Here is an 18,329-nt window from a genome sequence, read left to right on the forward strand (position 1 = left end):
TATGGAAAATAACTCAACATGTCTAATTTGTCGAGAATCAATATCCACCTATAAGCACTGAGATATTTTGCTAAATTTATGATACGATAATAGGCAAAAAGACTACAGGGGCTAGCTAAATGAGTGAACTTTTTATTGAAAAACGCGATTTTAATACAAATCATATTCTTTCTTTACGAACAACCTTATTTCATAATCAACCTATTGTCTACATTCTTTATGATGAAAAGAAGAAACCATCTGCTTATATTGGTCAGTCAGTCCAAGCTAGCAGACGATTGAAGGATCATTTGAAAGACCCAAAAAAGAACAAATTAACTAAAACAATTCTGATCGGACATGAACGATTTCATCAATCTGCCTCTTACAATATTGAGACAAATCTCATAAACTACTTTATTGCAGAAAATCGTTTCCAATTAAAAAATGTTAGTCAGACACGATCGAGGGAAATGCATCATTATTATCAAAAAGATTTTTACAATGAAACTGTTTTTAAAGAGATATGGGAGCAACTGCAAAAAGATAAGATCGTTAGTAATTCAATTGAAACCTTAAAAAATAGAGATATTTATAAACTTTCTCCCTATAAAGAATTATCACCTCAACAAGTAGAAATTAAGTATGAAATCTTATCTTTTTGCAAAGAGCATATCAAACAGTCAGGTCACCATGTGATTTCGATAGAAGGTGATGCAGGAACTGGGAAGAGTGTTTTACTGAGTTCTCTTTTTAATACGATTCAAGATTTATCAAATGATATGGACTCTGTCTTAAACAATAAGAACAATTATTTACTTGTAAATCATGCGGAAATGCTTAAAACATATCAAAACATCGCAAAGAGTCTGCCAAATCTGAAAAAGAAACAAATTATGAGACCAACCTCGTTTATCAATAAGATGACAAAGTCAGGTGAAATGGCTGACATCGTGTTAATTGATGAAGCCCATCTTTTATTAACAAAAGATGATAAGTACAATAACTTCCATTACCAAAACCAACTAGAAGAAATTATCAAACGAAGTAAAATAACCATTGTCATTTTTGATCCAAAGCAAGTACTCAAAATTAAAAGCTACTGGAATGAAAAATTACTCGAGGAAATTACAAATAGATATCATGCCAAAACTGTAAAACTCACAGAACAAATGCGTATGCATGCTGATACTGATACGTTGAAATGGATTGACCAATTTGTGTCAAAACAATTATTACCTCTGCCTATAAAACAGGATTCTTTCGAACTTAAAATTTTTGAGGAGCCTGACAAATTTAAAACGGCCATTCAGCAGAAAGATGAAGAGGTAGGCCTATCCCGCATTGTATCTACCTTTGACTTTTTACATAAAAAAGATGGAGCTGCCTATATCGTAGATGAAGCTGGTATCAATATGCCATGGAATTTTACAAATGATAAATGGACATGGGCTGAACATGCAGATTCAGTTAGAGAAGTGGGCTCAATCTATACAGTTCAAGGATTTGATTTAAATTATGTCGGCGTCATACTTGGCCCTTCTATCAGCTATGATGAAGAAAAGGATGAACTTCTCATAGACACATCAAATTATAAAGACACAGGTGCATTCACATCAAGAAGTGACATGTCTCCAGAGGAAATCAAACAGGCAAAAGAAAAGATTATACTAAACTCGATTAACGTTTTGATGAAGCGAGGCATTCACGGGCTTTATATTTATGCAACAGATGAAAAATTGAGAAGAAAATTACAAGAGATAAAAGAGGGAGGAAAATATGACTGAGATCAAAGATTTAATACATTCAATTAACCAATTTAGAGATGATCGAAATTGGAGACAATATCATAACCCAAAAGACTTGGCCATCTCAATCTCGATAGAAGCAGCTGAACTGCTTGAAGACTTCCAATGGAAAAGTAATAAAGAAGCTCTTGAGGCGAACGAAGAAAATATCCGAGAGGAAATAGCCGATATCTTAATATATTCACTAATGCTTTGCTCAGATCTTCATCTAGATGTGAAAGAAATAATTGAAGAAAAATTAATAAAAAATGGACAGAAATATCCCATTGAAAAGTAAAGAAACATGATTCGTCTTTTTAATGAAGAAGAGTAATGTCCTATCACTCTTCTTCATTTCATTATACTTTAAGAATATATTTAACTAATTCGTCGTAGCCGACGACGAAGACCTAGACGCTGCTTCATCAGCTTTCACACAATCAATCGCAACAACGAGCGCAATCATCACAGGCTCCATTTCTTCTTTCAAAATATCAACCTTATAGCTGTCACCCCAAGTAAACCATTCCTTCTTCACCTGACCAATCACTTCGCCGTTCTGGAGCACCTGGAAATTCATATCCCACCAGTTACCTTGCACTTCGATCCCAGCAGCATCAATTGAATATTTTGCTTTAAAGAACGTAAACTCTTTTTTAATCGTCAATACCTCTTGACCACCAACTTCTACTAAAAACTTCGGTAAAAAGGTAAACATTTTCTTCGTAATCACAGCGATTTCATCTCGTTCTGTATTCAAAATGGTAAACGTCTTCGGCATCTTCATAAAGCTGCCCTCAACCACATACACATCGTTCTCCTGTTGATCCTTTACCGTAAACCTGCCGCTCAGGCTAAATACTTTCTGCTTCATGTAAAGCTGTTTCATATGTACCTCCGATTCAGTTCAAAAATTTATCCGTTCTTACATTACCTCTGATTATACCAAAAAATAGAATGTACAAAAAACCACCTGCTATCAGGTGGTTTTCGATTACGGATTCATTTTCAGAGATTCTTTTTCATATGTTTGAAAAGCATTTTCCATTCCCATGATGACTTCTTTAATTTTTAGATAACCTCTTGTATAAGGAATAGAATCTCTAATCTCTTCCCACATAAAATGATAAAACTTAAGGTCACCCGTTTCACACATCACAAAATCTGTGTAATCCTTACCTGGAAGAGCTTCAGCATCAAAAAAGCGCACCGTCACATGTTCCTCATATTTCTGCATCAACTCTTGCAGCGAAGCCGCATGGGTTCTTCGCTCCTCTCGTGGTAAAGCAAGCCAAGATGGATAGAACTCTAATAAAACAACCATCATATATTTCATCATCATACCCCCGATTTTTCTATGATGTGATGATTGTACGTCAGATCTAGAGAATGTGCATTAACATAGGTTAATGTTCAGCAGGATGGAGCAGCCTGCTCAGCGAAACCGGAGAAATGCCAATATATGAGGCAATATGATATTGAGCGATACGTTGATGTAACCCAGGATATTTCAATAAAAACGCCTGATATCGCTCAATTGCGGGCAAATATAGCAGTTCCCTCTCACGCTCTTCCTTTCTCGTATACAGCCTTTCTACACTAACCCGAACAAACCGCTCCCACATATGACTTCTATCCATCAACATTTGAAGCAGATCATACGGAATTTCAATCACGATCGAATCCTCCATCGCTTCAATCGAATAAGGAGAAGGCTGCCCGTTGATCATACTTGCATAAGAAGTAGCAAAATCATCTTCCAACGTAAAAGCCACGTTGTACTCCCTTCCATCCGGTAACAAATAAAAGAGACGGAAGAGCCCCGTTATGCAAAAATAAGCATGCTTCACCGGATCGCCAGCCTTGATCATGCATGTACCTGCTTTTAATTGTTTAATCGTTGTTCCATCTTTGAAGGCTTGCCAATGATTTTGTTCGATTGGATACTTGGATATTTTGGTTTTGAAGGTGTCGTATGGGTCAGTTATTTTGTCCATCTGTTTTTTACCTCCTAATAAGGAAAACTCAAGCCTACTTGGGGATTGTTGTTATGATCAATGCCAAAAATAAGTCTGTCACAATACATGATGCAAAAAAAGTCCCGTTTGAGGGAAATCACTCAAATGAGATACCCATTTACAAAGTAAGCAATGGTTTCTAATTCATCTTCTTTCAGTTCTCTGTTCACGTAATGTTGATATTCTTTCATGATTTTCTGCTTATCTCCACCACATTGATCAGTGAATTTCGCTATCATCCGAAGTTTGTCTGTTTCCTGACGAAACTCCTTTTTTGTCCACGGTCTTTGGTGTGAAGGAATATAAGTATCAGCATCAAAAGCTTCTAACTCATCTAAAAGACGCAATATTTCTTTCACCGTATAATGAACTTTTTCGGCATACATTTTCGGATAAATACAATCACCAAGAAAAAGAATTTTCTCTTCTTTCACATACACGATCACTGAATCTGCCGCATGATCGCCTCCAACCTGCTGCACAATGCAAGTAACCCCGCCAAGATCAATCTCTATCCGACGGTCAAACGTGACATCCGGTAAAACCACCTGAATATCTCGATGACCCTGATATTCTTCCTTAATGGCCTTCGCGCAGAACTCAATCTCCGTTCCTTCCCTCACCCGCTCATCAATCGCCTCATCTGACCACGAAAACGGAACAAGCTTCTCCATTTCCTTTCTTGTCTGTGCAGAAGCAATTGAAACCGTATCAGGCAGCGCAGGCAGACCAAAAATATGATCCCAATGCCAATGTGTGAGGACAACGAGATCGGGCTTGGCGTTCTCGTGTTTTAAGGTTTCTTTGATAAAGTATCTGGCATGATCTTCCGAGTTACCAGCATCGATCATTAATGTTTTGTTATTGCCTGCGACCATGCCTAGGATGGGGCGGTCGGTAAGTGATACTGGTGTGATGTACCAAAAACTCTGACCTATTTTTTTAATTGAGTGCAAAGGTGCTTCCCACTTTCTGTCATTATTTTTTATCGTTCCGCTGTATATGATTAAGTATATCGAATTTCATTACTCGAAGTAGCACGCGAAGCCAATATTGTTACAATGATCGCGATTGCAACGCCTAAAGCACCTGCCCAAGTAACGGAAAATAGAGAAACTTTCTCTACAAAGATACCTCCAATAGCTGCACCTGCAGCCATCGCCAATTGCATCATTGACTGATTGAGACCTAATAGTATACCTGATGACTCTGGCTCCATTGTAGCTAAGTGATATTGTTGAGTCGGGCCAGAAGACCATGCAGCAAATGACCATAATATTAAAATGAGCAATACTCCAACATAAGAATGCGTAACTAGTGAGAGCAATATGAGCATGATGACATGTAATGTCATTCCACTAATCAGAGTAAAATTCACACCCCATCGATCGGTACTAAATCCACCAAACTTTGACCCAACTAGACTAGCAATCCCGAATACGAGGAGAACTCCACTCAGCAATTTGCTGCTTACACCTGATATATTTAAAAGGTAAGGGGATAGATAGGTATAGGCAATTGAATAACCACCAAGCCAAAAAAAGGTGATAGCTAATCCCAACACTACTTTTGGTTTTTTAAAAAGAGCGAGTTGTTGAATTAAAGGTACAGGTTTATCCCCTTGGATTTTTGGAATCGTAAGAGAAATTATCACCATGGCTAATAATCCGAGTAAGGCTATTCCTCCAAATACAGCCTTCCAACCAAAGAAATCACTAGTCATTCTGCCTAGTGGGACTCCAATGATCAATGATGCTGTAAAGCCCATTACTACTGTAGCAATAGCGGTACCTTGCTTACCTTTTGGTGCAATTTTTTCAGCAATTGTTAATGCAGTAACTACGACCATCCCCGCTCCAAGAGCCATAATAATTCTTGACACAATAAATAATTGATACCCAGGGAGGACGAATGCAAGAATATTACCTAGAATAAAAACGCTAAGTGAAAATAACATTAACTTGCGTTTATTCATTCCCGATGTTAAAGCCATTAATACTGGGGTGAAGATGGCATACACAAGAGAAAAAATCGTAATTAACTGGCCGGCTGCAGCTATCGTAATCCCTAATGATTCAGAAATATTATCCAAAATACCAGAGATGATATACTCTGATGTACCAACTAAAAAACTGACAATAGCTAAAATGTAAATCTTTACAGTGTTTGACAATGTAGATCACTCCTTATATATAACGAATTCACATATCTAGAATTGTTAATATGTATGGACAAAAAAACATATTACGATAAGTCGATTTGTATTTAATAAATGAAACTGAATTCTGATGTATGAATTCAGTTCATTTATTAAATATTTTTTTCTAGAATCTCAGCAATTTGTTTTATGGCATTTTCATCTCTTTTATAATACGTGTATTTACCTATACGCTCTGTCGTAATTAATCCAGCTCGTAGTAAAATTGAAAGATATTGAGATGCTGTTGATTGCGTCATTTTCAATTTATCTGTTATTTGACTAACACATACCCCTGTAGTATTCATATCAATCCCTTCATGGGGTGTAAAATGACGATCAGGTTCCTTTAGCCATTGTAAAATTTGCAGTCTTGATTCATTGGATAAGGCTTTGAAAACTTCTATTGGCTCCATACAAATTATTATATCGATAAATAACGATATGTCAACATGTGTTGTTGGAGATTCCTTAAAAGTTTCTATTTTACTAGGTCATTCCCGCAGCTTTAGGCTTAATCGCGTTTTTTTGCGGGGTGGTTATATCTTCTATGCTGGTGCAATGGAGATGTTTGATGGAAAAGGATTAGAGTACTTTTTTGCTGCTTGTACAGCTAAATTTAGCCTTCTCACCCCTCACTAACTTATGATAAGGCTCACCGTGATGCCTTTAAATGAGGTTATTATCTACCAAGGTTATTAAAATATTATTTTATGTTGGAAGATCTCTAGAACTACATTTAAATTAGCTCATGAAACACTCAAGTGATAATGAAAGGAGAAACAATGAAAAATTGTCATTTTAGAACCATCAATTGCGTGAAGCGATTTGATTTTTTTGGACGAAAACACTACCTGAAAACTAAGCCTACGTGGGCTTGTTTTTATTATCAATGCCAAAAATAAGTCTCTCACAATCCGTGATCCGTTTGAGGGAAATCACTCAAATGAGACTTTTTTTAGTGATTATTTAATCACCATTCACAAAGTAAATAATGGTTTCTAATTCATCTTCTTTCAATTCTCTGTTCGCATGTACTTGATATTCACTCACGATTCTCTGGTGATCTCCACCACATTTTGTCCACGGTCTTTGGTGTGAAGGAATATACGTATCTGCATCAAAAGCTTCTAACTCATCTAAAAGACGCAATATTTCTTTCACCGTATCAGCCGCATGATCTTCTGAATTACCGGTATCGATCATTAATTTTTTGTTATTGCCTACGACCATGCCTAGGATGGGGCGGTCTGTTCGTGATACTGGTGTGATGTATGAGAAGGTTCGGCCTATTTTTTTGATTGTGTGCATGGTTTGCCTGCTTTCTTAGATTGTATATTGAAGTACTACTTACGCAGCCGGTTACAAGCATTATTATAGTCATTAATAATTGAAATAGTCTTGTTTGCAACGTCACTTCCAAGAGATGCATACAATTTCTTATCACCAATAATATAAAATTCTTCTTTAGCTCGAGTGGCCGCAACATTCATTATATTGGGCTCTGAAACAGCCCACTTTGCTGCTCCACTGCTATTTGAATCTGTTCCTAGGACAAAATAGACAATTTTCGCTTCTTTTCCTTGAAAAGTATGAACAGTACCTACATTTATTGGTTTACCTTCTTTTCGTTTAGTAAAGGTTATTTCATCTAAAACTCGTGCAATTTGATAAGCAACATTTCTAAAAGGAGATATCACATAGATATCATCAGCTAAATCTGTATTTGCTTGTATCCGCTCAGTAATTTGTTTTTTCAGTAACTCAGCTTGTTCTTTAACATATTTGTCATTCGCCTTTCCCACACAATGAAGCCACTCTGATCTCCCTTGCACCTCATCTTCATTTTTTCCTTGTACCATTAAACCATCATAAGAAATTTCATTAGAAATCGTGAACATTGGATAGTTTGAACGTCTATGTACCCACAGTGGAATTCCAATCCATTCGTCTTCGTTTTTTTGGAATCCATACTGACTAGTATCATCTACTATTGTTTGAGTGGATGCATTAGCAGATACAAATTTTTCGTCTACGTTATAGTGTCTTCCAATCAAAGTTAAAACATTTGGATCTAAATTTAATACGGGCCTTATTTGTGAGGGATCTCCAACAACCATTACTTTTTTACTTCTAAAAATGGCTCCTACACTAGCCTGCGGTAATGCTTGACCAGCCTCGTCAATAAATAAGTTGCCTATTGAATTTTCCTTGAGGTTTTTAAACATTCGACCAAAACTTGCAAAAGTTGTACTGATAACTGGTACAGCGAAATTGATCCATTGCCATGCTTCTGAAATTATCTCATGGCCATTCTCTTTCGCAATGTAATTTGATTGTTTATTCCAGATAATCCTTGCTGCTTTTAAATTTCTTACGTTCTCATTGAGGAATTGCTTTCTAACTTTTAAAGCCGAAATAAATAATTCTGATTGTAAAATACGAAACTCCTTTGTAAACCAAGGATTAGACTTTTGGAGTTCTTCGTATGATAAAGAAAAGTCTATTTCCTTAATTTCATTTTGTGACTTGTTCTTTTCAAATGCATCAATTTCTTTTTTCATTTTTCCCAAATCATTATTCTTAGCATTCACCCATCGTTCATAGGTAGATTTTCTTTCCATCATTTGTTTTTGAGTATACTCTTTATTAACAGCATTTTTAGCTAGATGCTTTTCAAACTGTCTATAATCATTTGTAAGTGTTGTTTTTTGTTGAGTTAGATCATTTAAGTGTTCATTCACGCTGTTTAGCTTTTTGAAATAATGTTCGACTTTAGATTTATTAAATATTTTCTGAAACCATAAAAAACTAGGCTTTTGTGAAGTAAGAACATGATAATTTCGTTCAGCTTGTACTTCTGCCCTTGATAAATTTTCAAGTTCAACAGAAACATTAGATAAAACTTTTTGAAATTTTAATTCCTCTTCTCTAAGTCTCTCTAATTCAGCTTTTGCTTCTTTTTCATTACTAGTCAAAACTTTATGTTTTTCTGTTTTCTCATTTTCAAATTCTTTAACTTGATTTATATAATTGATCTTTAGTTTTTGTATTTTATATAATTTTTGGCTATATTTTTCTACTTTGTCTCTTTCAACTTTTAATTTATTATAAAGCCGTTTGAATTCCTGATATACTCCAGTATTCGATTGATCATCTTCCTCCAAATCTTTTTCAATTGCCTCTATATTGAGAAGCAAATTATTCATGTTGAGTGAATTTCCACCTTCTAATGAAAAAACACCCCAATTTTTATCATTGAGCAGTTCACTTATAATGTATCGATCTTTCCCAAATCCTTCTCCTTTTAGTTGAGAATTAGAAATATCTTTGAAATAATTTGCTTTCTCTAATTGATCTTGAAAACATTTAGGAATCTCTTCTTTCACCGGTAATTCATTAACGATATTTTGGACTGCTCCATTATTTGAACTTGCCACAATAATATTCTTATCAGAAATAGATCGTGGTAACACGCCAAGTTTAGCATTTTGCCAATAGGCCAGACTGCCTTGAATCACTTTATTAGAAAGATTTGAAATAGCTAGAGCCTGTTGTACGACTAAATCAGCAAAAATATCCTTCAACAATGTTGTCTTGCCTGTTCCTGGTGGGCCGTTAATACTTCGGATATCGTTTTTGTCGTTTAAAGCTAAATTGACAGCTGCTTGTTGCATAAAATAGAGTGCATAATCAGGGTTTGATGGAAAACGTCCTAACGGATAATATTTTGGTTTTAAAGCAATTTCCTCAAAAATATAAGCGTTAAAATGTTCAGACTCTTTATGACTGTCTAGATTTCTTCTATTTCCAGTAAACCCATTAAAATATCTGTTTATATTTTCAGTATCAATTAACTTTGCCATTTTTAAATCTTCAATAAAGAATGAATGTAGATTTATATCCTCATTATCCAGATGTCGTATGAATTTATAACGGAAATTATCTATTGATACATGATACTTTTGTATAAGTTCAGAGAACACATTATGAAAACCCTCTTCAAATTTTCGATCTAATTCTTCTCTAAATAAAGTTTCAACTTTTAAAAAATCATCAGGTAAATGGCCATGTTCGCGAATATAACCGCTCATTGTTAAAAACAATTTATCAGCCACCAGATTTAGTTGATGATCAAAATATAAAGCGAAAGTAAATTTTTCCGAATTACTTATTTCCTCATAAGTTTTCTCAATATTATATTTTTCTCTCAAAATATCAACAACTTCTTGGAAATTGAAAATACCAAAGTAAAATACGATTCCAGACTTTTTAAAGGCTTTATCTGACATATTATTTTGTTGTTTTTGATAATATAAAAAATTCATAAAGAATTGTTGCCAATCTTTTTCAATACGATGAAATGTCTTTAATAATTTACTATTTTTATTAATTGAACCTTCTGCTAACTGCTCTATTGTAATCCATGCATTTAGAATATCTTCCTTTTTATTCATGCTATATCTCCTGTTATCGAGTATATTTAAATAATTATACTTTTGAATAGTTTTTGACTCTTTAATATTAAATAATAACATACTTTTCCAGTGTCACTCAATTGATTGTTCATTCGAATTGTAAAAGGCAAATGCATCTGATCAAGTACTTTAAATCTTTGTGAATTTACAATAGGAGATAATTAAAGAGACACTTACACTAGGAATGGGAGTTGAGATACTTGAACATGAAATTAATAATCACCAGTACCTTTATGAAGAGACTTCACTAAATGTATTTTAATAAGAGATCCTTTTATAGTTACATTTCCTCCGTAAACATTAGATTATTACACTTCTAATAAAAATAAAGCGTCATTCAATAGAATTGAATGACGCTCATTTAGGCTATTTATTATCTAATTCTTTTATCATTTTTTTGAGTTGTTAATACATCTATTACAATTAGTACTTAACAAATCTCTTGCACTCTATATCCAATAAACCCCACTTAATAAACAACTTCTCCAAAACGTTTCAAAATAATGAGAATAAATATCAACATTGATTTCAAGACCAATTACACATGATAATACGAAAGATCCTGATAAAAAAGCTTTGATCGAAACTTCTCTTATTCATCATCTCCCTATAGTTTTTATTACTGATCTTCATATCATTCTAACAATCCCCGAATACCTACTACAGATGCGCTTGTAGACAACTTTCAAATCATTGTAGTATACCTAATCTTATAATGAATGAGATATAAGTATTTTCGATTAAATATAAAAAAATCAATACACACTTTAGCATATTGGCTTCTTTTTAAAGTCAACCAACTAATTGTATTTGTAAATTAAACCTTTCTTATCTATTAATAAATCTACGTTTTTAATTAAATGGTTTTACAATAAATTCATCATCCACTAATTTATCTATTAAATTTGTGCCTTTAGCTACTTTATTATTGCCTCCAAGTTTCAGATATTTTTCATAAACATATTCAGCACATAATTTAACTTTTTCCTCAGTAATATCATCTAAATTAAAGTTACCTAATTGTTTTGGTGAAATATCTGCAGATCCAGAAATTTTAGCGGAACAAACATACATTACATAGAAGGAAATATCTGATTGTTCGCTAATAGAATAAACACCTAGATTATTTATAAAGCTTCTAACTCTTTTTCCAATTACCGCAGCATTATAATAACTATCTAATATTCTATTATTTAAATACAGTTGTTTGTATGTTTCTTCATCGTTTAATAGTGTAGAAGGTCTTGCTCTAGCATAATTAGGTTTTCTTAAGAGAATGGATATTAAACATTGAGCTAAAAAAGGAATACTAATTATCTTATCTTTAGGTTTACCTTCATTCTTATAAAAGTTTTTCCTTCTATCATAAAATAACCCCTTTGTTTTCATATAATTCTCAATTTCTCTATGAATACCATCTGTACCTCTTAATATCGCTTTTGGAATTGTTGTTTGACTGTTTGTAGCCAATATAATATTATCTCTTGAAGCATCAGTATCAGGAACTATTATCCTTAATAAAACTTTTCTGCTCTCATTCTTATTTTCTTTTTTTGTGGAAATCAGATAATTATATATTTCGGTCGATGTTTGTAATCCATTTACTATTTCTGGATTCTTTATTTCAAAAACTTTAGTTGATTTTTGATCAATTTTGCTAGCCAGCATTGTTATTCCATTATTCAACCACCAAAAATCTTCTTTATAATCGATTTGCTCTAAGGTTGCAGCAATTTCTTTATTAACAGTTATATTACCTTGATAGTCTCGAACATTAGCTTCAAACATATGTTTTATCAATTTATCATTTTCATTAGTAATGAATTTAAAATACTGGTTAAGATCAGCTAATACAATATATTCTTTTTCTTCTTGTACAATTATTGGTGTTTCAGAAATATGTAAAACAAAATCTGTTTTAGAAGGTGCATCATATAATTTCAAAATTCTTTCTGCATTAATATATTCCACATCGACATCAGTATTGGGACTGGGAAATAAAGTTTTAAGCTTGCTCATTAACTCTGTTGCCTGTTGCTTTACATTGGGATGTACCTCATTTCCTAAACTCACATAAATAAATTTAAAACTAACTATAGGTGATTTAGTTATTAAACTTAAGAATGTATTATGAAACCTTTCAAAGAACTCTAAAACATCACTATTGTAACGATTAGAAAAATCATTATCTTTAAATGCTTCTATTTTAAAAAGATTATCGACAATACTCTTCCACTTATTAAAAACATCTTCTCTAAAGGATGTTTCAAATTTCGATTGTATTATGTATAAATCTAATTTAGGGTTTCTTTTAATATTTTCCAACGGTGTGTCATCATAAATCAATTCTTCATTTACAAATAAATAAAGACCATCACAACCACCGTCATTTCCATTACCAACGATACCTTTTTCAAGTTCTTCATCACTTAAATCAAAAGCTTTTAAAATTAAGCTGGCAGAAAAAGTTTCAAAATAATCATGTAGCAATTTGTTAAATTTTGATGAATTAGACTTAATATCTTCCTGCCTATCTAGTAAACTTTCTTCAAAACTCTTTTTTATTAATTCACTGGCTATTAACTGTGAGTTATCCATTTTAATTGCCATATATAAATTCCCTCCCTTACTATTTAACATTTAATTTAAATCATGTTTCAAAAAGTTCAATTAAGTTGATTTCACCGCAGTTACTTATGATAAGGCTCCCTCCGCACAATCCGAAACGCCCGATAAATCTGCTCCACCAACACCAACCTCATCAACTGATGCGGAAACGTCATCCTCGAAAACGACAGTTTCTCATTCGCGCGCTGCATGACAGCATCACTTAGTCCAAGGGATCCGCCTATGACGAAACATACTTTGCTTTTTCCGTATGTTGCCAGCTTATCTATTGTATCGGCTAATTCTTCGGAAGTTTTCATTTTTCCTTCGATGGCGAGGGCGATGACGTGGGCGTCTGGGTTGATTTTGCTTAGGATGCGTTCGCCTTCTTTGTCTTTGATGATTTTCATGTCTTGATCGCTGAGATTCTCGGGTGCTTTTTCGTCCGCGAGCTCAATGATCTCGATTTTTGCGTAAGCCTGTAATCGTTTTGTGTATTCGGCTATGCCTTGCTTTAAATATTTCTCTTTTAATTTTCCTACTGTGATAATTGATATATTCACAGGTCATCCCCACCTTAAGAACAAGTTATTCATATAAGTTATCAACAATTGTGGATAAAATTTGTGTATTTTGTGTCCGATCATTCGTTCCCCACTATATATATTGCAGGTTCATCGCACAATTCACAGGTTGTGGATAAACTGTGTGTATGTTCGATTTTTCTGAATTCCAGCGGCGTTTCGTGATCATCTATGTACATGTCTAATACGGTTTCTATGTGTTCTGCACACGCATAATATGTTTTGTTCATAAGTTTCTGATTCCTCCAATAGGTTCTCTGGTTATTCACAAGTGTTTCGCTCATTGTCCAATATAACCGATTTATTCACATGTTAATAGTCTTTTACCATTTCCTCCACCTTTTATCCACAAACCAAACAAAAAAGCCTCCACTCCTGTGAAGGCTTCCTTCTATAGAAACGGATTATAAAATCTCGTTCCTCTAACAAATGTAATCACTAGCGACACGATCAGCACCACACCAACAAACAATAACGCCACATAATCTGCTTTTTGAAAGTCTTTTGCTGTAAACCATGTTCGCTTTTTATGCTTTCCAAACCCTCGCAGCTCCATCGCATTGCTGATCGTTTCAATCCGCTCTAGGCTAGAAAATATCAATGGCATGACAATAGACAGCGCATTTTTAATCCGTTTCCCCAGCTTTTCATTCTTCGATAAATCAATGCCTCTTGCTTGCTGAGAAATCGCGATCGTGCGAAAATCCCGCTGAATATCTGGAATATAACGAAGAGCAATCGCTACAGCATACGAAATCCGGTAGCTGACCCCAATTCGGCTGAGAGATGAGGCGAATTCACTTGGATTTGTTGACACAATAAACAAAAGCGCTGCTGGCATCACGGTCACATATTTGAGTGTAATGTTCAACTGATAGAAAAGCTGTTCAAGTGTGACATTATACCAGCCTGCAATATGAAACAGCTCATGCTTTGCTCCGTAGATGGCGACACCTTGCTGGGGCGCAAAGATGTAAATGGCGATGTTATTGATCACTAGGAAAATCGCCAGGACGATCACCACGAAGGAAATATCACGAAATCGTACGTTCGATAGCTGAAAGAACACGATACTGGCGGCTAACATAAACACTAATACGCCTGTATCATACGTGAGCATCGCTGCGGATGACCAGAGGATAAAGCAAATGAGTTTGGTTGCACCTGTCAGCCGGTGAATCGGTGACGGACGATCGATATAAGACAGCATGTCTACAGCCATGTCATTCGTTCCTTTCTGTCAACCTCAATGAAGCGATCCACGAGTTCATTTGGATTTGGCCAGTCTGCTTTCAGCGCCAGTTCATACAGCGACGTTTCCTTTAAACTCGCCTTTTGAACAAGCAGCTGATCTGTCAGCACTTTGGCTGGTGTATCATCTGCGATTTTTTCTCCATCTGAAATGACAATGGTTCTTGTTGTGTATTCAAGCATCAAGTGCATATCATGGGTGATCATGAAAATCGTGACACCCTGCTGATTTAATTGCTCTAAAAACGTCATCATCTCTGTGTAATGTTTAAAGTCCTGTCCTGCGGTTGGTTCATCTAGGATGAGTATTTCTGGCTCTAATACAAGAATTGACGCGATGGTGACGCGTTTTTTCTGTCCAAAGCTGAGGGCTGAGACCGGCCAGTTCCGAAATGGATACAGTCCGCACACTTTCAAGACCCGCTCCACCCGTTCCTTGATCTCTTCTTCCTTTACGCCTCTTAAAACGAGACCGAGTGCCACCTCATCAAAGATCATTTGTTTTGAAATCATTTGATTTGGGTTTTGCATGACGACGCCGATTCGTTCGGAGCGCTGTTTGATCGTATCTCCTGTGATGTCATCACCATTTAAAAGAATTGACCCTTTCGTTGGCTTTTCAAATGCACAAAGCACCTTAGATAATGTTGTCTTGCCTGCTCCATTGGCTCCTGCGATGCTGATCATTTCCCCTTTTTTGACGGTAAAAGAGATGTTGCTCAGCGTATTTGGTCTTGTTGGATAGTCAAAGCTCAGCTCGCGCACTTCTAGTAAATCCTGTGCTGCAATCTGTTCTACTGATGGCTCAGACGCTTCCATCCACTGTTCGATTTTTTCTTTTGCCTCGTCGTCTAAGGTAAGACGCTGTAAATCAGCGATCTGATCTCCTGGCGCAACCGGAATGCCTGCATATTTCATCGCCTTTACATATAAAGGCTCACGCAAATACGCCGCTTCTAATACGTTTGAGGCGAGCAATTTATCTGGTGTCATATCCGCTACAATCGTTCCTTCATTGACAACGATAATGCGGTCCACATGACGGAAGAGGACGTCTTCTAATCGGTGCTCAACTATCACAATGGTTTTTTTCGTTTGTTTTTGCAGCCGGTCAATGAGGTCGATGACTTCTTTACCTGTTGCGGGGTCTAGGCTTGCAAGTGGTTCATCAAACAGCAGAATGTCGACATCATTGACAAGTACGCCCGCAATGGCGACACGTTGTTTTTGTCCGCCTGACAGCTCATGCACGGATGATGCCAGCTTGCCGTCTACCTCTGTTAATTTTGCCGCTTTCTCGACACGTGTTTTCATTTCTTCACGTGTGACTTGATCATTTTCAAGTGTAAAAGCAATGTCTTCTCCAACGGTCAGCCCGATAAATTGTCCATCAGGATCCTGAAGCACCGTTCCGACAAGCTGTGAGAGAGAGAAAATGTTCTCTTTCTCTGCATTTTTCCCGCCGATGTGAAGACTTCCTTCCATAGAACCTTTATAAGACGCAGGAACTAGCCCATTGATACAATGGGCTAGTGTGCTTTTTCCCGATCCAGACGGGCCTGCGATGAGAACTTTTTCTCCTTCATAGATCGTCAGGTTGATATCCTTTAATGTTGGTTCTGCCTGACTGCGATACTTGAATCCGAAATGTTCGAATTGAATCATCGGTTTCTTCATTTATGTGTTCCACCTTGCTTCATGATGTTTCTTTCGATAGGCTGCCGCTTTTGCTTCTCGTTTTCGCATAAGCTGCAATGATGATGGTTCCTAGTACACCAACTGTGATGATGTTTGAAATCCCTGCCACGATGCCTTGAACAAACACTTTGTTCGCAGGTTCTGCATAGATCACAATGTCAAGTACAGGAGCAATGATAAACCAGCCTAATGCCTGTGCGCCTGCTTGTACGGCATTAAAGAGCGTGATTTTCTTCCAGCCGAAGTCTCCCTCTTCTACTTTTAAACGGTTAGAAATAAAGCCGATCAATAAACCAACGACACCCGATACAATAATCCAGCTCCACCAAGGGCCAAATGTGGTCGCATCTTTAATGAGATGGCCAATAAAACCAATCAGTGCGCCTGCAACAGGACCAAATAGCACGGCCATTAATGCTAGGAATGCGTATGAGGTTTCAATTTGTGTATTCGGAATACCAGTTGGAATGGAGACGAATCGTCCTAGAATCACAAAGACGGCTGCGCCAATTCCAATGGCAACGACAGTTTTCGTTGAAAGTTGTTTTCCTGCCATGATGTATCCTCCTCTTATTCGTATATAATGCGCGGAGCTTTGCGAATCGAAAGGCGCCAGCCTGTGCCTGTACCGATGTTATAAGCCTTTGCAAATGACCCTTGATTGATCGCCACGCCTAAATGGTCGAGTGAATTGACATATACGAGTGGTTCGCCTACCTTTAAGTCGGCAAAAGATCGTCCATAGGTCATGATATTTTTATACACATTTTTTGGCCCGTTGGCAATGGTAACTTCTATTGCATCGCCGTAATTAATTGAAAGCTGCTCAAATAACGTGTGATGAATGTTTGTCCATAGGTTTCCGAATCTCACATCTAAAATATCAATCGTCCCTGTGATCACATCTTCTTCCGCATAAGCCTGTACAACTGGAAGATGGATAATATCATCGATATTCGCCTTTGGCCCAACCTCTTCAAAAGAAATCACACCTGATGCAATTCTCGCCCCTGTATAAGCGTAAATATCTCTCCCATGGAAAGTATGTGATTTTCCCGACTTTGGCAGCCGGTTAATGGTTTCATCTAAATAACGGGCTTCCACAATGCCAATATCCTGGGCAACGTGCGTGAGTGTCCCGTTATCTGGGGTAATAATATAGTGTGAACTTGTCGTTTTGACGACAAGACTTTTTCTCTCTGATCCAACGCCCGGGTCAACGACGGAAACAAATACCGTCTCTTCCGGCCAGTATGTGACGGTTTGAAGCAGGCGATAAGATGCCTCCCAAATGTCATACTGCGGAATATTGTGTGTTAAATCAAAAATGCGGATGCTGCTGCTGACCGTATTTGCCACTCCGTACATTGCACTGACAGCTCCATCATCAATGCCGAAATCTGATTGTAAAACCAATGCATGTTCACTCATGTCAATCTCCCTTTCATTTGAAAAAATGGATGTGGTGTTTCACGTGGAACATTTGAACAATTGTATGAAAAAAAGTGGACAATAAAAAATACCCCATCCTTATCTTTGAATCATAAGGACGAGGTATTTGTCTCGTGGTACCACCTTTATTTACTGTTTGCTCGCGCTAAACAGCCTCTACAAGTACAAAGCTCCAATCTGGCTCATATACTGTGGTTTTGATAACGAGTACCAACTCTCGTCGTCACCTACTAATATCATAGATATGTTCAGCACGAGGCTCAGAGACCATTTTTCGA

16 protein-coding genes, 1 pseudogene and 1 other annotated feature (1 of these 18 only partly in view) are annotated in these 18,329 nt (G+C 36.3%); of the genes and pseudogenes, 2 read left to right on the plus strand and 15 right to left on the minus strand.

Annotated elements, in window-relative coordinates; genetic code table 11:
* Nucleotides 1–119 precede the first annotated feature (119 nt).
* Both H7F25_RS17195 and H7F25_RS17200 read left to right on the plus strand, forming a co-directional pair.
* On the plus strand, nucleotides 120–1,766 hold the full coding sequence (locus H7F25_RS17195) for a DUF2075 domain-containing protein (protein WP_185853992.1): 1,647 nt from the start codon (nucleotides 120–122) through the stop codon (nucleotides 1,764–1,766).
* Entirely contained in the window at nucleotides 1,759–2,064 is a 306-nt protein-coding gene (locus H7F25_RS17200; RefSeq protein ID WP_185853993.1) for a nucleotide pyrophosphohydrolase, read from the plus strand. Before H7F25_RS17195 ends, H7F25_RS17200 begins: the two co-directional genes overlap by 8 nt.
* An 84-nt stretch (nucleotides 2,065–2,148) precedes the next feature.
* Here the strand turns inward: H7F25_RS17200 and H7F25_RS17205 are convergent, their stop codons facing one another.
* The 15 genes and pseudogenes from H7F25_RS17205 to H7F25_RS17275 form a co-directional block, all read right to left on the minus strand.
* Nucleotides 2,149–2,655 (minus strand): LURP-one-related/scramblase family protein, encoded by a 507-nt coding sequence (locus H7F25_RS17205; RefSeq protein ID WP_024424003.1) that lies wholly within the window; start codon nucleotides 2,653–2,655, stop codon nucleotides 2,149–2,151.
* Between the two features lie 105 nt (nucleotides 2,656–2,760).
* Nucleotides 2,761–3,102 (minus strand): darcynin family protein, encoded by a 342-nt coding sequence (locus H7F25_RS17210; RefSeq protein WP_185853994.1) that lies wholly within the window; start codon nucleotides 3,100–3,102, stop codon nucleotides 2,761–2,763.
* 70 nt (nucleotides 3,103–3,172) lie between these two features.
* Nucleotides 3,173–3,763: a Crp/Fnr family transcriptional regulator gene (locus H7F25_RS17215; protein ID WP_024424005.1), complete on the minus strand. Its 591-nt coding sequence runs from the start codon at nucleotides 3,761–3,763 to the stop codon at nucleotides 3,173–3,175.
* Between the two features lie 122 nt (nucleotides 3,764–3,885).
* A complete protein-coding gene (locus H7F25_RS17220; protein ID WP_024424006.1) occupies nucleotides 3,886–4,740 on the minus strand; it encodes an MBL fold metallo-hydrolase in 855 nt (284 codons plus the stop codon).
* A gap of 50 nt (nucleotides 4,741–4,790) precedes the next feature.
* A complete protein-coding gene (locus H7F25_RS17225; RefSeq protein WP_024424007.1) occupies nucleotides 4,791–5,957 on the minus strand; it encodes an MFS transporter in 1,167 nt (388 codons plus the stop codon).
* A 137-nt stretch (nucleotides 5,958–6,094) separates the two neighbouring features.
* Nucleotides 6,095–6,397 (minus strand): ArsR/SmtB family transcription factor, encoded by a 303-nt coding sequence (locus tag H7F25_RS17230; protein ID WP_039182804.1) that lies wholly within the window; start codon nucleotides 6,395–6,397, stop codon nucleotides 6,095–6,097.
* Nucleotides 6,398–7,154: 757 nt separating this feature from the next.
* Nucleotides 7,155–7,292: pseudogene (locus H7F25_RS19580) on the minus strand (MBL fold metallo-hydrolase); the annotation flags it as partial.
* Between the two features lie 35 nt (nucleotides 7,293–7,327).
* On the minus strand, nucleotides 7,328–10,438 hold the full coding sequence (locus tag H7F25_RS17240; RefSeq protein ID WP_185853996.1) for a DEAD/DEAH box helicase: 3,111 nt from the start codon (nucleotides 10,436–10,438) through the stop codon (nucleotides 7,328–7,330).
* An 873-nt stretch (nucleotides 10,439–11,311) separates the two neighbouring features.
* Entirely contained in the window at nucleotides 11,312–13,069 is a 1,758-nt protein-coding gene (locus H7F25_RS17245; protein WP_185853997.1) for an AIPR family protein, read from the minus strand.
* 80 nt (nucleotides 13,070–13,149) lie between these two features.
* Nucleotides 13,150–13,629 carry a 23S rRNA (pseudouridine(1915)-N(3))-methyltransferase RlmH gene (gene rlmH / locus H7F25_RS17250; protein WP_185853998.1) on the minus strand — a complete coding sequence of 160 codons (480 nt, stop codon included), beginning with the start codon at nucleotides 13,627–13,629 and terminating at the stop codon, nucleotides 13,150–13,152.
* 80 nt (nucleotides 13,630–13,709) lie between these two features.
* A complete protein-coding gene (locus H7F25_RS17255; RefSeq protein ID WP_185853999.1) occupies nucleotides 13,710–13,880 on the minus strand; it encodes a CxxH/CxxC protein in 171 nt (56 codons plus the stop codon).
* A 161-nt stretch (nucleotides 13,881–14,041) separates the two neighbouring features.
* Nucleotides 14,042–14,872 carry an energy-coupling factor transporter transmembrane component T family protein gene (locus H7F25_RS17260; RefSeq protein WP_185854000.1) on the minus strand — a complete coding sequence of 277 codons (831 nt, stop codon included), beginning with the start codon at nucleotides 14,870–14,872 and terminating at the stop codon, nucleotides 14,042–14,044.
* Nucleotides 14,863–16,578 carry an ABC transporter ATP-binding protein gene (locus H7F25_RS17265; RefSeq protein WP_185854001.1) on the minus strand — a complete coding sequence of 572 codons (1,716 nt, stop codon included), beginning with the start codon at nucleotides 16,576–16,578 and terminating at the stop codon, nucleotides 14,863–14,865. Before H7F25_RS17265 ends, H7F25_RS17260 begins: the two co-directional genes overlap by 10 nt.
* 19 nt (nucleotides 16,579–16,597) lie before the next feature.
* Entirely contained in the window at nucleotides 16,598–17,155 is a 558-nt protein-coding gene (locus H7F25_RS17270; RefSeq protein ID WP_024424020.1) for an ECF-type riboflavin transporter substrate-binding protein, read from the minus strand.
* Between the two features lie 14 nt (nucleotides 17,156–17,169).
* Entirely contained in the window at nucleotides 17,170–18,030 is an 861-nt protein-coding gene (locus H7F25_RS17275) for an SAM hydrolase/SAM-dependent halogenase family protein (protein WP_024427616.1), read from the minus strand.
* A gap of 111 nt (nucleotides 18,031–18,141) precedes the next feature.
* Nucleotides 18,142–18,329, minus strand: a binding site (T-box leader) (it continues 83 nt past the right edge of the window).

The organism is Bacillus sp. PAMC28571 (genome assembly GCF_014250435.1).
In the GTDB taxonomy this organism is placed as follows: Bacteria; Bacillota; Bacilli; order Bacillales; family Bacillaceae; genus Bacillus; species Bacillus safensis.